At 32.3% G+C, this 15,460-nt stretch carries 15 protein-coding genes; 6 read left to right on the top strand and 9 right to left on the bottom strand.

Translation table 11 applies throughout. From position 1 onward, the window contains the following. Positions 1 to 88 precede the first annotated feature (88 nt). A complete protein-coding gene (locus tag QYS47_RS06780) occupies positions 89 to 1,957 on the top strand; it encodes a tetratricopeptide repeat-containing sensor histidine kinase (RefSeq protein WP_322348143.1) in 1,869 nt (622 codons plus the stop codon). Between the two features lie 5 nt (positions 1,958 to 1,962). Here the strand turns inward: QYS47_RS06780 and QYS47_RS06775 are convergent, their stop codons facing one another. From QYS47_RS06775 to QYS47_RS06765, 3 genes are all read right to left on the bottom strand, one after another. Continuing rightward, positions 1,963 to 2,397, bottom strand: a complete 435-nt coding sequence (locus tag QYS47_RS06775) for a universal stress protein (protein WP_322348142.1) — start codon at positions 2,395 to 2,397, stop codon at positions 1,963 to 1,965. Between the two features lie 128 nt (positions 2,398 to 2,525). Then, on the bottom strand, positions 2,526 to 4,253 hold the full coding sequence (lysS, locus tag QYS47_RS06770) for a lysine--tRNA ligase (protein ID WP_322348398.1): 1,728 nt from the start codon (positions 4,251 to 4,253) through the stop codon (positions 2,526 to 2,528). 191 nt (positions 4,254 to 4,444) lie between these two features. After that, on the bottom strand, positions 4,445 to 5,638 hold the full coding sequence (locus QYS47_RS06765; protein WP_308357256.1) for a proline dehydrogenase family protein: 1,194 nt from the start codon (positions 5,636 to 5,638) through the stop codon (positions 4,445 to 4,447). Between the two features lie 89 nt (positions 5,639 to 5,727). On the opposite strand from QYS47_RS06765, the gene QYS47_RS06760 reads away from it, so the two are divergent. Together QYS47_RS06760 and QYS47_RS06755 are read left to right on the top strand one after the other, a co-directional pair. Further along, positions 5,728 to 6,798 (top strand): bifunctional 3-deoxy-7-phosphoheptulonate synthase/chorismate mutase type II, encoded by a 1,071-nt coding sequence (locus QYS47_RS06760; protein WP_322348141.1) that lies wholly within the window; start codon positions 5,728 to 5,730, stop codon positions 6,796 to 6,798. Then, on the top strand, positions 6,788 to 7,327 hold the full coding sequence (locus QYS47_RS06755; RefSeq protein WP_322348140.1) for a prephenate dehydratase: 540 nt from the start codon (positions 6,788 to 6,790) through the stop codon (positions 7,325 to 7,327). Before QYS47_RS06760 ends, QYS47_RS06755 begins: the two co-directional genes overlap by 11 nt. Positions 7,328 to 7,347: 20 nt before the next feature. Here the strand turns inward: QYS47_RS06755 and QYS47_RS06750 are convergent, their stop codons facing one another. After that, on the bottom strand, positions 7,348 to 7,890 hold the full coding sequence (locus QYS47_RS06750; protein WP_322348139.1) for an SRPBCC family protein: 543 nt from the start codon (positions 7,888 to 7,890) through the stop codon (positions 7,348 to 7,350). Positions 7,891 to 8,243: 353 nt separating this feature from the next. On the opposite strand from QYS47_RS06750, the gene QYS47_RS06745 reads away from it, so the two are divergent. Both QYS47_RS06745 and aroB read left to right on the top strand, forming a co-directional pair. Beyond that, positions 8,244 to 9,347: a chorismate mutase gene (locus QYS47_RS06745; RefSeq protein WP_322348138.1), complete on the top strand. Its 1,104-nt coding sequence runs from the start codon at positions 8,244 to 8,246 to the stop codon at positions 9,345 to 9,347. Then, complete coding sequence (gene aroB, locus QYS47_RS06740; RefSeq protein ID WP_322348137.1) at positions 9,344 to 10,360, top strand: 3-dehydroquinate synthase; 1,017 nt, start codon at positions 9,344 to 9,346, stop codon at positions 10,358 to 10,360. The genes QYS47_RS06745 and aroB overlap by 4 nt, the downstream gene beginning before the upstream one ends. Here the strand turns inward: aroB and QYS47_RS06735 are convergent. Further along, positions 10,355 to 10,588 (bottom strand): hypothetical protein, encoded by a 234-nt coding sequence (locus tag QYS47_RS06735; protein ID WP_302127063.1) that lies wholly within the window; start codon positions 10,586 to 10,588, stop codon positions 10,355 to 10,357. The two genes, aroB and QYS47_RS06735, sit on opposite strands and share 6 nt — an antisense overlap. Before the next feature lie 172 nt (positions 10,589 to 10,760). Between QYS47_RS06735 and QYS47_RS06730 the strand changes: the two genes are divergently transcribed. Further along, on the top strand, positions 10,761 to 11,912 hold the full coding sequence (locus QYS47_RS06730) for a 3-phosphoshikimate 1-carboxyvinyltransferase (protein ID WP_322348136.1): 1,152 nt from the start codon (positions 10,761 to 10,763) through the stop codon (positions 11,910 to 11,912). Here the strand turns inward: QYS47_RS06730 and QYS47_RS06725 are convergent. The 4 genes from QYS47_RS06725 to QYS47_RS06710 form a co-directional block, all read right to left on the bottom strand. Next, positions 11,877 to 12,671 carry an ABC transporter substrate-binding protein gene (locus tag QYS47_RS06725; RefSeq protein WP_322348135.1) on the bottom strand — a complete coding sequence of 265 codons (795 nt, stop codon included), beginning with the start codon at positions 12,669 to 12,671 and terminating at the stop codon, positions 11,877 to 11,879. The two genes, QYS47_RS06730 and QYS47_RS06725, sit on opposite strands and share 36 nt — an antisense overlap. Before the next feature lie 82 nt (positions 12,672 to 12,753). Further along, positions 12,754 to 13,278 (bottom strand): YfiR family protein, encoded by a 525-nt coding sequence (locus QYS47_RS06720; protein WP_322348134.1) that lies wholly within the window; start codon positions 13,276 to 13,278, stop codon positions 12,754 to 12,756. A gap of 208 nt (positions 13,279 to 13,486) precedes the next feature. Further along, positions 13,487 to 14,005 (bottom strand): YfiR family protein, encoded by a 519-nt coding sequence (locus tag QYS47_RS06715; RefSeq protein WP_322348133.1) that lies wholly within the window; start codon positions 14,003 to 14,005, stop codon positions 13,487 to 13,489. Between the two features lie 100 nt (positions 14,006 to 14,105). Then, entirely contained in the window at positions 14,106 to 15,182 is a 1,077-nt protein-coding gene (locus tag QYS47_RS06710; RefSeq protein ID WP_322348132.1) for a M42 family metallopeptidase, read from the bottom strand. Between the last annotated feature and the right edge of the window lie 278 nt (positions 15,183 to 15,460).

Below are 15,460 nucleotides of genomic sequence, written 5' to 3'. Positions count from 1 at the left end.
CTTTAACTTATACATTAAGAGTATAAAATTGCATTATTAAAATACAATTTGTTAAATTGATAAAATAATAATGTCACCCTTGCTTTTAATGAACAGATTTATTTGGACGCTTGCTTTCATTTTACTTTCTATTTCCTCCGTATATAGCCAAGTAGTGGTAGAGCAAGTTTGTTCTGCAAAAACTCAAGAAGTCATTTCAATTTCTGAAGAAAAAGATCAGGGTGGAAATTCAATCGCAGCCATTCAAGTTTTGGAGGATGAGTTAGAAACCAAATTATCTGATCAATGCAAAGCCCTCATTTATTTAAACTTAGGAAGTCTTTACCATAAGTATAATAAATTAGTACAAGCTGTAAAGTATTTGGATGAAGCCAATAAAATATTTGCAGCGTATGAAATGTATAATGAGCAAATAACAGCGATCAACCTCATCAGTGGTAGTTATTATATTTTAGGTGATCATGATATATCAGCAAAAAATACTTTAACCGCTATTAAAATAGCAAAAAAGCATCAGCTAAATGAGCGTTTAGATGTTCTCTATAACAATTTAGCAAGTTCTTATGGTGAATTACAATACAACGACTCTGCGATAAAATATGTACAGTATTCAATTGAATTAGCCAATGAGAATCAAAACACATCTACTCTATTACACGCTCTTTCAACTAAAGCTGAAACTCAACTTAGAAGCGGAGAGTATACTGAGGCTGAATTACAATTTGAAGAAGTAATTGAATTAGGTAGAAAAGAAAAAATACTATCATCATACTTAGAATCAAACTGTCTTTTTGGAATTGCAAAAGCTAAATTCCTAAATAATGATCCTATCAGCGCACGTGATTATGGAAGGAAAGCCTTCAGTTTAGCCATTGAAGACAATCATATTAAAATAGCTGAACTCAGTGCAAAACTATTGTATGAAATATGGGAAAAGCTAGATGATTCTGATAGTGCATATTATTATTTGACACAATATGTGATGGCTCAAGAAAAGATAAAGCCAAATGAAAACTTAAGTCAGCTAAACAGATTTAGAATGCGTAAAGCCGAACTTCAGATTCTGGAAAAAGAACAAGAAACTGAAAAGCAGAAATATTATACTATTTTAGGTACTATTTCAGCAGCCTTATTATTATTACTTTTTATAGTAATTTTTCTATTCTACAGAAACTCTAATAAGCTTAATCATCAGTTAAAAGAAAAAAATGATTTGATCCATAAAGCTAATTCTCAGTTAGCCAATCAGAGAGATGAATTAAATAATTTAAATAAAGTGAAAGATAGAGTCTTCTCTGCTGTAATTCATGATTTTAAAACTCCCATGAATACTTTGGAAAGCATGCTCAATATGCTGATAAAGAAATACATGACTCCTGATGAAGCCTCTGAAAATGCAAAAAAACTGTTGCTTAAATTGAAGAAATCAAGATTAGCTATTAACAGTACCATAGCTTGGATAAAAACTCAACTTGAAGGTTACACAGCACAAGAGCAAGAGATAGAATTAGGGAATTTTATATCTGAAATTAAGAGTTATCATAGCAGTGAATTACAGAAAAAACAGATAAGACTGAAAACTCAAATTGATAAAGATTTAAGGTTTATTTCTGATCGAGAACTATTATTTATTATCCTAAATAATCTAATTTCAAATGCAATTAAATTCTCTAATGATAAAAGTGAAATAAAAATTACTTCGCAAGAAGAAGGTGGTAGGCTCATTTTAAAAGTTGAAGACAAAGGCGTAGGAATGAAAAAAAACGAGCTAAATAGAATATTCTCTTTGGAGACCTTATCAAAAGAAGGAACTGCTGCCGAAACAGGTTCTGGTTTAGGTTTAAAAATTTCTAATGAATTAATAGCAAACCTAGGTGGTGAAATTACTGCCGAAAGCGATGAAGAAAGTGGTAGCACTTTTTATGTAAGAATAAAGCTAAAAAAAGTAGACACCTAAAATGATCACTTTATAGGCACAAGTAATAATGGAATTTTAGATTTTTTAATTATACCATTAGAAACACTTTCCATAAATGCTTTATATAAAAAATTATGTTCATGATGTCCTGCTATAATCATATCAGCTTTTAGTTTTTCAGCCTCCTTAATAATCATTTCAATAGTAGCTCCTTGAACTAATAAAGCCTCTGCTTCTACTCCCTTATCAACAAGTTTTTTAGTATACTTTTGCAAAAGCTCATGTTCCTCTCTCAGCTCTGAAGCTCTCATTTCTCTTATATATTGAGGACCTACTCCATAGCCTACAAAATCAGGCTCAGGAGCAGCAATATGCACTAACCATATTTTAGCTTTAAATGCAGCACCCATTTCATAAGCTTTATCAACTACTGCCTTTTCTTGTTCATTAAAGTCAACTGAAACTAATATATTTTTCATAGCTAAAACATTAAGTTGGTCCTATTTAATTATACGATTTCTAATCAGAAAAGATAAACAAACTAAAACCGATGCATAAAAAAAAACCGACTACTGTCGGCTTTCAATTCATTAATTTCTAATGTGGTTTAGCTTACCCATTCTTTCACATCATCAGGACTTACACTTGGTAGGTCCAGCTTCATTTTCTTTTTCAAACCTGAAATTTGATGATGTAGCTTAGTATGTTTTACTTCCTTCATTTCTTCCACGGTTTTATAACCTGCTTCCATTACTACTGGAGCCCATTCTTTAGGCACTCCCGCTTCTACAAAATCAGCCTCAGTAGCCACTTTAGCTTTCTTCTCTGGCTTCATTTGCGGAAAGAATAAAACATCTTGAATTGAATTGCTATTGGTCATGATCATACTTAATCTGTCAATACCAATACCTAAACCTGCTGTTGGTGGCATACCGTATTCTAATGCTCTAAGGAAGTCTTCATCCAACACCATGGCTTCATCATCTCCCCTTTTACCAAGCTCAAGTTGTTCTTCAAATCTTTGCCTTTGATCTATTGGGTCATTTAACTCAGAGAAAGCATTACATATTTCTTTTCCATTACAAATCGCCTCAAATCTCTCTACTAATCCTTCTTTAGTAGGATGTTTCTTAGCAAGCGGTGACATTTCAATTGGATAATCTGTAATAAAGGTTGGTTGAATGAGTTGACCTTCACACTTCTCACCAAATATCTCATCAATTAGTTTACCTTTCCCCATTGAATCATCAACCGGCACTTCTAGTTTCTGAGCTGTTTTACGAAGTTCATCTTCATTCATTTCGGATATATCAATCCCTGTAAAATGCTCAATTGCTTCATACATGGTATATCTTTTCCACGGGCGTTGGAAATTAATTACATTCTCTCCTACCTGTACTTCAGTAGTTCCGTGAATATCTAAAGCCACTTTTTCAACCATTTCTTCCACTAAGTTCATCATCCACTCATAATCTTTGTAAGCTACATAAAGCTCCACTTGAGTAAATTCTGGATTATGGAAACGAGACATTCCTTCGTTACGGAAGTCTTTTGCAAATTCAAACACACCATCATAGCCCCCAACAATTAATCTCTTAAGATATAATTCATTTGCAATCCTTAAATATAAGGTCATATCTAAAGTATTATGATGCGTTTTGAAAGGTCTAGCTGCAGCACCACCATATAAAGGCTGAAGAATTGGCGTTTCAACTTCCAGATAACCTTTGTCACCTAAGAAATTACGCATTGAATTCACCAGTTTAGTTCTCTTTTTGAAAGTTTCTCGAACCTCTGGGTTTACAATTAAATCCACATAACGCTGGCGGTATCTTTGCTCTGAATCTGTGAAAGCATCATATCTTTTCACATTTCCATCTTCATCTGTTGTTTCTTTTGTGATCGGTAAAGGACGAAGTGATTTTGTAAGAACAGTAAATTCCTTAACGTGAATTGAGGTCTCTCCTACCTGTGTTTTGAAAACATACCCTTTAATTCCGATTATATCTCCAATATCTAAAAGCTTTTTAAATACTGTATTATATAAAGTCTTGTCTTCATCAGGACAAATCTCATCTCTATTTACATAGATCTGGATTCTTCCTGTACTATCCTGAATTTCAGCAAAAGAAGCTTTACCCATTATTCTTCTACTCATCAAACGACCCGCGATGCTTACTTCCTGGTAATTTTTCTTTTCATCATCATATTGCTCTTTAATCTCTTTAGCAGTAACATTTATTGGGTATGATTCTGCCGGATAAGGATTAATACCAAGATTAGTAAGTTCCTCCCTACTTTTACGTCTTTCTATTTCCTGTTCGCTTAAATGCATCATTTTTACTAAATATATATTAGAATCGCTTGTTTAATATTTGAGTTTGCAAAGATAGCGGAAAGTATGAATTTTATCAGCTAAACCGCTAGATATTAGTATATAGAAAAAGCAGAAGAAATATAGTTTCTTCTGCTAAAATGTATTGAAATAACTCTTAATAAGTCATTCTGGTATATGTAATTGAACTCTTACTTATTCTTTCTCTCTTCTTTTCTTCTTTGCATTTCTTCTTTAAGTAGAGAGAACTCACGACTACTCTGCCCGGCAACAGAAGTATTTTCTTCCGCTCTTCTGAAAAGATAAGGCATTACTGATTTTACTGGTCCATAGGGAACATACTTGGCCACATTATAACCTTTATCAGCAAGGTTAAATGATATATTATCACTCATTCCATATAATTGAGCAAAGTGAACTCGCTGATCTCCTGGTTCAATACCATGCTTATTCATCATGTAAGCTAAAAAGTAATTACTGTATTGATTATGCGTTCCATTGAATACAGCAATTTCATTAAGATTTTCAACACAATACTCTAAAGCTGAATTGTAATCAATATCAGTTCTTTCTTTAGAAATTTGAATCGGGTTTGGGTAGCCCATTTCTTCGGCTCTGTCTGCTTCCTTCTCCATATAAGCACCTCTTACCAACTTTGCTCCTATAAAATATCCTCTTTCTTTAGCTCTTTTATGTGCTTTTTTAAGGTTGTCAAACATATCAGCTCTATACATCTGATAGGTGTTATAAATGATGGCTGAATCTTTATTGTATTTTTCCATCATTTCATAAACCAGTTCATCAATTGGATCTTGAAGCCAACTTTCCTCAGCATCAATTAACAATCTAACATTTTTATCATAAGCAGCCTTACATAATTTCTCAATTCGTTCTCTACTTCTTTTATCAATCTCCTTCTCCTTTTCAGTAAGTTCTTTTCCTGCTTGTATTTTTGTAAATATTTTCCCTAGTGCTACTCCTGATGGCTTAAAAACGCAGAAAGGAATATTATCATCATCAGCTGCTCTGTCAATTGTTCTTAGGATTTCATTCATTGTTTTATCGAATCCCTTTTCATTTTTAGCACCTTCAACTGAATAATCTAAGATAGTTCCGATTTTATGAGAGGCTAATTCGTCAATTGTACCTTGACTATCTTTAATGGTTACGCCACCACAAAACTGATCATAAACAGTCCAGTAAATGATTTTACTGATAGGGAGATGTAAAGCAAAACCGAGTTTAACAAAAAATTTACCAATTGCCACAAGCCAACCTTTATTCATCATAGCGAATAACAAATATGCCTTTTTCAACTGGCGATCTGACTTACTAGTGTACGCTATCGATACATCGTCAAATATTGGGTTAGTAGTTACTTCCATAAAATAATTTTAAGTCCGCAAATATAACAAAAACGATGTCACACGCTTTTTGTTAAATTGATTAACTTGCGACATTTTAGAAAAAATTTATGAAGATAAAAAATTGGTATTCTGATAAGAAACCCTGGATTATAACAGGGCCTTGTAGTGCAGAAACTGAGGATCAATTACTTGACACCGTTACACAATTGGTAGATAATGGATTTGATACTATAAGAGCTGGAGTATGGAAACCTAGAACTCGGCCAAATAGCTTTGAAGGAGTTGGGAAAATTGCTTTCCCTTGGATAAAAAAAGCAAAAGAAAAATTTCCTCATATTCAATTTGCAATAGAAGTAGCTTCAGCTGAACACGTTGAATTAGCACTTAAAAATGATATTGATATTTTATGGGTTGGGGCCAGAACCACCGTTAATCCCTTCAATGTTCAAGAAATAGCCGATGCTGTAAGAGGCGTTGAGGACAAACCAATTTTAATTAAAAATCCCATCAATCCTGATTTGGCATTATGGATGGGAGCATTAGAAAGATTTGATGCGGTAGGGATAAAAAAACTGGGTGCGATCCATCGTGGATTTTCTACATATCAAGAAAGTATTTATAGGAATATTCCTTTATGGCAAATCCCTATTGAATTAAAATCAAACTTTCCTGATTTACTATTAATTAATGACCCTAGTCATATTGCTGGGAAAAGAGAATTACTATTTGAAATTGCTCAAAAAGCGATGGATTTACAGTATGACGGATTAATTATAGAGTCTCACCGATCACCTAACGAAGCTTGGAGTGATGCTGCTCAGCAATTAACTCCTAAAGCATTGAAAGAGATGCTTGACTCTATAAAAATCAGAGAAAAGAGTTTCCCAAATAAAGATTTTAAAAACGAGTTAGAAGGGATTCGAGATCAAATAGATGAAACGGATAAAGAATTATTAGAAGTTCTATCAAGAAGACTTGAATTGGTTAAAAAGATTGGGCAATATAAAAAAGAGAAAAACGTAGCCATTTTCCAATTAGATCGATGGAATAAAATCATTGAAAACAGACCAGTATGGGCTAAAAAATTACATTTAGATGCAGATTTTATAAAATCAATCTATCAAGATATCCATGATGAATCTATAAGAATTCAGACAGAAATATATAATGAAGAATAAAAAGAAAGTATATACTTTAGGTCCCGAGGGGTCATTCCATCACCTTTCCTGCAAAGAATATTTAGGTGGAGAAAGCGAAATTGAATTCTGTAAAAGCTTCGGTGGAATTTTTGAAGCTGTAAAAGCAGGGAATCTGGGCTGGATTGCCATATATAATTCCAATACTGGTTTAATTGAGAATCATGAAAATGAGATTAACCGAAACTATAATCAATTGGATGAAATGGACTATGAAGTTCATTTATGTATTGCTGGGATAAAAAAGACCAACCTAAATGATATTGATAAAATTTACTCTCATGAAAAGGCGATTAGCCAGAGTAAAAGGTTTATTAACGAAAAACTTTCAGGTGCTGAGCTAATAAGTTGCTCAAGCACATCAGAAGCAGCACAGAAATTAGCAAATGAAAATATTGAAAAAGCAGGAGCTATTTGCCATGCAGAAACTGCGAAGTTTTATAATCTAGAGATATTAGCTCAGATACCTAATAAAAGAAAAAATGAAACTACATTTTCATTCTTTGCCTGAATGAAAATGTAGTAATTATATTATTCTGATTCTAAAATATCTTTTAAATTTCCTAAGCCGTATTCAAAATCTGCTCCTAGCATGGCATCAAAATCCATAGTCAGCAATAGTAAATTCATCGGATAATCCATACTCCCTTCAAATCCCCATATTACTTTTGTTTTTCCAGCTTCTATTTCTTCAACTGCCATATAGGCCATTTCAGTGGATTCAAATGGCTCAATAAATCTTAATTCTGTTTCTACTCTTTCCCCTTCTATAATTTTAGTAATTTCTTGCTCTCCTTTACCTACTTCTTCATTATCGCTATCCCAAGCTGAAACAAAACCAACCTGTCCGTCAGTACCTGAAAATGATTTTTTCATATTAGGATCAGCACTTGCCCACCTACTCCAATTATCCTGATTCTTTAAATACTTTATGTATTCGAAGACTTTATCTTTCGGTTCATTAACTATAATCTCTCTTTCAACTGCATAATCATTTTCAGCTACTGCAGCAATTAATAGTAAGGCTACAATAATTGCAACAACTGTAAATCCTATAATTTTTAAAACTTTCATGATAATGGCATTAAATTAAAACCTATACCAATGTAATTAATTATCGGTAAAATCTTATAATCTGCAGAAGATAATTACCACCAAATATAAAAGCTAACAAACGTTAGATAGATGAATTTTTCATCTATTATTATATTTTTTATAAAATTTTATTTTGTTTTAAGAAAATCGAATTATACATTTGAAGCATGAGAAATTTACAAGGACGATTTTATTTTTACTTTTATTATAGCCCGCTTCAGCGAGTTGGTCCTTGTCATGTTATGTAACTACTAATCTAAACTAAATCATACTACAAGCCCGGTTCGCAAGAGTCGGGCTTTTTTTATGCTCAAAATCTAAACTGAAAGAATATGAAAACACTTAAAATGAAAAATTGGGGCCTTGGCTTAGGCAAACACGTAATTATTGCCGGCCCTTGTTCTGTTGAAACTGAAAAACAAATTGATGATTTATGCAATAGCTTTGAGCGCGAACCTCAGATAGGAATGTTCCGTGCAGGCATATGGAAGCCAAGAACCCGACCTGGTAATTTTGAAGGACTTGGCCACCAAGCCTTACCCTGGCTTCAAAAGGTTAAAAATCGTTTAAACATACCCGTATGTGTTGAAGTAGCCAAAGCGGCTCATGTAGAATCAGCTTTAAAACATGGTATTGATGTTTTATGGATTGGAGCAAGAACTACTGTAAATCCTTTTTCTGTGCAAGAAATTGCTGACTCACTTCAAGGAGTTGACATACCTGTAATGGTTAAAAATCCAATAAATCCTGACTTAGCATTATGGATAGGAGCCTTAGAAAGAATGAATAAAGTGGGGATAAATAAACTAGCTGCTATTCATAGAGGCTTTGCAGATCCTTACGACAAAATATATCGCAATAAACCTAATTGGAATTTAGCGATGCAGCTTAAATTAGAATTACCCGATTTAGAAATCATTAATGACCCTAGTCATATTGCAGGAAAGTCTGAAATGATTTTTGATGTAGCACAAAGAGCATTGAATTTCGGAATGGATGGCTTGATGATAGAAACGCATCCTAATCCGGAGGCAGCTTGGTCAGATGCTCGACAGCAATTAAATCCTGAGCAATTATTAACCATTCTAAAAGAAATCTCTTTTAGAGAAAGAATTGATTTTGAAAATCAGATTCCTGAAAATTTAAAAGAAATGAGAGAATCTATCGATCATATTGACCAAAAACTAATAGATTTACTTTCAGATCGATTTCATTTGATTGATCAAGTAGGTGCATACAAAAAAGCTCACGATTTATCGGTTTTTCAAGGCGGCAGATGGCAAGATGTTTTGGACAGTAGAACGAAACTAGGTATAAAAAAAGATATGAGTGAAAAATTTATGAAGAGCTTACTCATTGCAATCCATGATGAATCAATCAAAAGGCAAGAAAAACAAATTGCAAACGAGGCTGTAGAGCCTTTAACTATTATATGAGTAAAGTATATTTTAAAAACATTGGTTTTATAAGTAGCATTTTATCTAAAACAGATTTTTCAAAACTCTTTGTTTTAGTAGATGAAAATACACATAAGCATTGTTACCCTTTAATAACTGAACATATAGGGAAACATAATATAATTCAAATAAACTCAGGTGAAAAAAATAAAACTCTAGAAAGTTGCACTCATATTTGGAATTCCCTGACTGAGGCACAAGCAGACCGGAGAAGTTTATTGATTAATCTTGGTGGTGGAGTAATTACAGATATGGGTGGATTTTGTGCCGGAACTTATAAAAGAGGTATAAAATTCATCAATATTCCTACTACACTTTTAGCACAAGTAGATGCAAGTGTAGGTGCTAAAACTGGAATAGATTTTAACGGTTTTAAAAACCACATTGGGCTATTCTGCAATGCAGAGGCTGTATTAATTGACTCTTTATTTCATGAATCATTAGATGAAAGGCAACTAAAATCTGGCTTTGCTGAAATGTTAAAACATGGATTAATTGCTGATTTTAAGCATTGGAATGAATGTTTAAATCAAGGTTATAAAACTGTAGATAATCAATTAATTAAAAAATCAGTTGATATTAAAAAGTCAGTGGTAGAGGCTGACCCGCAAGAAAAGGGATTAAGAAAAATATTAAATTTTGGTCACACCATAGGGCACGCTATTGAATCTCATTTATTAAGTTCTGAAAATGAATTACTACATGGCGAAGCCATTGGTAATGGAATGATAGCAGAGGCTTTTTTAAGCTTTAAAAAAGGATTCATTTCTTCTGAAGATTATAGGTTAATCAAAGGTGAACTGAGTAAGCTATATGATAAACCAAAAATAAAAAAAGCCTCTTTTGATGAATTAAAAGGGCTTTGTTTGCAGGATAAAAAAAATGATAATGGTAAACTCAATATGAGCTTATTAAAAACATTAGGCCAGGCTACTTACAATATAGAGATTGATGAAATTTTACTTGAAAGTGCCTTAAATGAAGTATTATAGTTTTACTTTTTTTCGAAATGTTCTAGCGCTATGTAAAGCAGAATCACTAATATCATTGAACCAATCGGTATTAATATTTTCCTGTGTTTCTTTTTTGAAGTTGCGTAATCTGTTTACTACGTTTTTCTTTACTTTTTTACCATTTTTACTGCTAAGAAAAGCTCCAGCAGCCACTACTGTTGCAGCTCCAGCTAGAAAAGAAAAAATTGATTTACTCGTTGCACTCATATAGTATAATTTTAAAGTTGATAAGAATTAAACGCTGAAGAAATAAAAACAGTTTAAATTATTTAAGATTATTTTGAATTATTTTATAAAAAGATATAATTATTCGTCCAGTCCGGACATATCATTGATAAATCCTCCTAGTTCGAAAAGCGAATCGAATCGCTTATTGATTATGAAAGCCCTATCGAATGATAAAATTAATATTTCTAATTTATCAAAAGCAAGAGACACTCAAACTCTAATAAAATTATTAAAGGAAAAAAATAATCTTAAAGAATTTGATGTTTTAGATGCAGGCACTGCTATGCGTTTTCTCACTGCCTATTTAGCAATATCTACTACACAAGAAGTGTGCATTACAGGAACAGAAAGAATGCAAAAAAGACCAATTAAAATTTTAGTAGAAGCATTACAAAAAAGTGGAGCCAGTATAGAATATATAAAAGAAGAAGGGTTCCCTCCCTTAAAAATCGAATCATTTAAAGAGCAAAAAACCAATCAAATTTCAATTCCAGGCAATATTAGTAGTCAATACATTTCTGCTTTACTTATGATTGCACCAAAATTAAAAAATGGGCTAGAAATAAGCATAAAAACACCAATTTTCAGCAAACCTTATATTGATATGACCTTGGGTTTAATGAAGCTAGCTGGAATTGAACATACTTTTAATGAGAATAAGATTTCAATTCAAGCTCAAGAATATCAAAATTCTAATATATCAGTGGAAACTGACTGGTCAGCGGCAAGCTATTGGTTTTCAATTATTGCATTATCTGATATAGGAAAGAAAGTGATATTAACCGGTTTAAAAGAAAAAAGCTTCCAAGGAGATAGTATCATAAAAGAAATTACAAAGGATTTTGGTGTAAAATATTCATTTGATGATACTCAACTAATTCTTGAAAAAGTATCGACCAATATTAAAGCTAATCTAACTATAGATTTTAAGAAGTTTCCTGACTTGGCTCAAACGATATTACCTTGTGCAGCAGCATTAGGTATTAATATGAAAATGACTGGCCTTGAAAGTCTAAAAATAAAGGAAACAGATAGAGTTGTTGCCTTAACCCAAGAATTAGCAAAATTTAGTGTAGAATTAAAAGAACTAAATGATTCACATTGGATGATGGATTCCAATAATTTCAAGTTTAGACAAGGCCTTGAAATTGCAACTTATGAAGACCATAGAATGGCTATGGGGTTTGCTCCATTAGCCATGCTTCATGACATTTCAATTTTGGATGTTGAGGTTGTAAATAAATCTTATCCCTCGTTTTGGGAAGATTTAAATCGTTTCGGATTCAATCTCACTGAGCAATAATTGAGCATAATTTGGAAGTTTTAGCATTCTACTTCCATACCAACTGAACATCTCCCCATCAACAATTTTAAAATTGGTATTTGGATATTGTTTTTTAAGTTCTGAAATATGCTCTTCCTTAAATGGAAAGGGTTCAGATGAAAGAAAAACTAATTCAGGTTTTTTATTGATAATATCATCCATTGAAATTTCAGGATAACGATGAATATCAATCACATTTTTGAAACCACATAATTCTAACATATTTGAAATGTAGTTAGCAGACCCTGCCCACATCCATGGATTTTTCCATATACAATAAGCTACTTTAGTTTGCTGATTAGGTATACTTAAGGAGTCAAATTCTTTTTTAATATATTCAACTAATCTATTAGACTCATCTTCTTTATCCGTTATTTTCCCTATTGAAAGCATCATTTCAATCGAAGAATCAAAATCATTTACTTCACTTACATATATGGGGCAAATATCAGCTAATTGATCAACATAATCTTTAGTATTTTCTTCCTTATTGGCTATGATTAAATCAGGTTTCAAATCCTTTATTTGATCAATATGTTGCTGTTTAGTGCCTCCTAATACAGCTTTTTCCTTTAACCAAGTTTTAGGATGTACACAAAATTTGGTAATCCCAACCACTTCTTTATCAAGATTAATATCACTTAAAAATTCTGTAATAGAAGGCACTAAAGATATTATTCTTTTCGGTCTAGTATTGAGTTCAATGGAATTGCCAATTTGATCTTGAAAAATAGCCATAAAAATATTTTGAATATGCTTGAAACAAAAAAAGCTTCATCCAGAAGGACGAAGCTTTTCATCAAATGTTTTTTCTATTTTTTTAAATAACAATACCCATATTAAGTAATTGAGATGATATTTTTAAATTACTATTATCAAAAGTAGCCTTATTAATCTCAAATTTTAACTTACCTCCTACTTCTCTAAAGTTAATTGAAGATCCTTTTTTTCCTAAACCTGATTTATCAGTAACAATAACTGTTGGTTTAGTATCGTATTTTGAAAGTATATCATCAAAGTCTTTACTCATTGAATCGGAAACATATACTAAATGAGCATTATTTATACTTGCCACATCGCTTACTTTCACAACGGAAGCAGTTTGTCCTTTAATACTTCTTTGATTATAAAGATTACTTAGTTGTGTGTAAACGTCATCATCCCCATAAACAGCAATCACAAACTCTCCTGACTTTGTATCATCTGGCCATTCTATGTACTTAATAAAATTAAAAATTAACATAGAATGCAGTTCATGAATAGGTCTTTGAGCCTTCACATTGAACGTATTGAAGCCCACTATCACAAAAAGTAATAGAGCTAATATTTTTGAAGTTCGTTTCATATCTCCTAGCATTTGTATTCTACAGTTCAATATTAACACATTTCATCATAAATTTATATTCATTCTAACGATAAAGATACCATTTCTATCGAAACATAAAATAAATTCAATTTATACTTAGTTAAGTTTCATTTAACACAAAAAACCCTAGACTAAAGATTGGAAACCTCAAGCTAGGGTAAAAAACTAAACTAAATCACTATGTTTATTAAATCAATATACCCATGCTGGATAATTGATTAGATATTTTTAGGTTATTAGCTTGAATTGAAGATTCATTAATCTCAAATCTAAGCTTACCATTTATTTCTTTAAAATTAATGCAGCTTCCTTCTTTTCCTAGCCCATTCTTATCAGTAATCATTAAAGTTGATTTTCCTGAAAATTTATTTTTAGCAGCATCAAAATCTCTACTTTTGTTGCTCGCTAAATAAAGTACGTGAGCATTTGTAACAGCATTAATATCATTTGCATTCACTACCTTAACAGTTTGACCTTTAACTGTTCTGTTAGAATAGAAAGCTTCGATTGTAGAGGCAACATTTTCATCTCCAACCACAGCTATTACAAAGTTTCCTGACTTTGCATCTGCTGGCCACTCTACATATTTAATGAAATTAAACATTAACATAGAATGGATCTCGTGCATTGGTCTATCTCCTGATTTAAGAGAAAACCCTACTGCCATTAGTGCAATTACGATTAGTACTTTACTGATTCTTTTCATCTTGTATTTATTGATAATTTACACTACAAAGATAAAAGGTTGATATTTATCAGTAAATCGAAAAAGCACGATAAGCTTTCAGAAGTAATATTTTTAGAAATTAAGACAAATTGTATTTAAAATCATGTTCATTTTTAAGGTTTACAACAAATGAATGTAATAAATCAATCACTGACTGAACATCCTTAGAGTGTACCATTTCAACTGTGGTATGCATGTACTTCAATGGAAGTGATACTAAAGCGGATGGAACGCCCTCATTACTATACGCAAATGCATCAGTATCAGTACCTGTAGCCCGACTAGCCGCTGATCTTTGGAAAGGAATTTTACCTTTTTCAGCTAATTCAATTAACATCTTTAACAGATTATTTTGAACTGCAGGCCCGTAAGTAAGTACTGGACCATTCCCAGATTTCTGATCCCCACTTTCAATCTTATTATAAAGAGGTGAATGCGTATCATGGCACACATCTGTAATCACTGCTACATCAGGCTTGATTTTATGAGCTATCATATGAGCGCCTTTTAATCCAACTTCCTCTTGTACAGCATTTACAATATACAGAGCGAATGGAATTTTATCTTTATTTTCATGAATCTTCCTTGCTACTTCGGCAATCATGAAACCACCAATTCTGTTATCTAATGCTCGGCCCACAATGTAATCTTTATCTTTTAGATACATTGCCTCATCATCGAATGTAATTACACAGCCTACATGGATTCCCATCTTCTCAACTTCTTCCTTATTAGCTGCGCCTACATCAATGAAGATATTTTTTAATTCCGGCTTGATATCATTCTCTTTGTTTCTAACATGAATTGCAGGCCAACCAAAAATACCTTTCACTATCCCTTTATCCGTATGAATATTAACACGTTTTGAAGGTGCAATTTGATGATCTGAACCACCATTTCTGATTACATAGATATAACCATCATCTGAAATATAATTTACAAACCAAGAAATTTCATCAGCATGAGCTTCTATTACTACTTTATAAGGAGCGTCTTTATTTATAATTGCAGCTACTGATCCGTAATTGTCTTGTATATAATCATCAGTGTAGGGCTTAATATAATCTAACCAAAGCTTTTGGCCATTAGTCTCAAAGCCTGTTGGTGCTGCATTATTTAAATATTTAAATAGAAAATCTTCTGCTATCTTATCCATAAATTATAATTTATTAAAACTATGCTAAGATAAGCGTTGAGAACTCATAAAGGTTACCAGAAATCTATTTTTTATGTATTAAGGACACTTATCTCCTTCCAGCAGCTAGAAATGGAAATAGAAAAATAGCACCAACAGCCGCAAAAGATAAATTAATAGCAAATCCTAAAATTCGGAATGGCAGTGTGATAAGCCATATAAACGGATAAAGAATTAATGCTATAATTGCAAGGGGCCAGCAAATCACTAATAAAATACACCAAAGTAGGAATTTAATC

The organism is Marivirga arenosa (assembly GCF_030503875.2).
Taxonomy (GTDB): Bacteria; Bacteroidota; Bacteroidia; order Cytophagales; family Cyclobacteriaceae; genus Marivirga; species Marivirga arenosa.
This window is presented reverse-complemented; position numbering and strand designations above follow the sequence as displayed.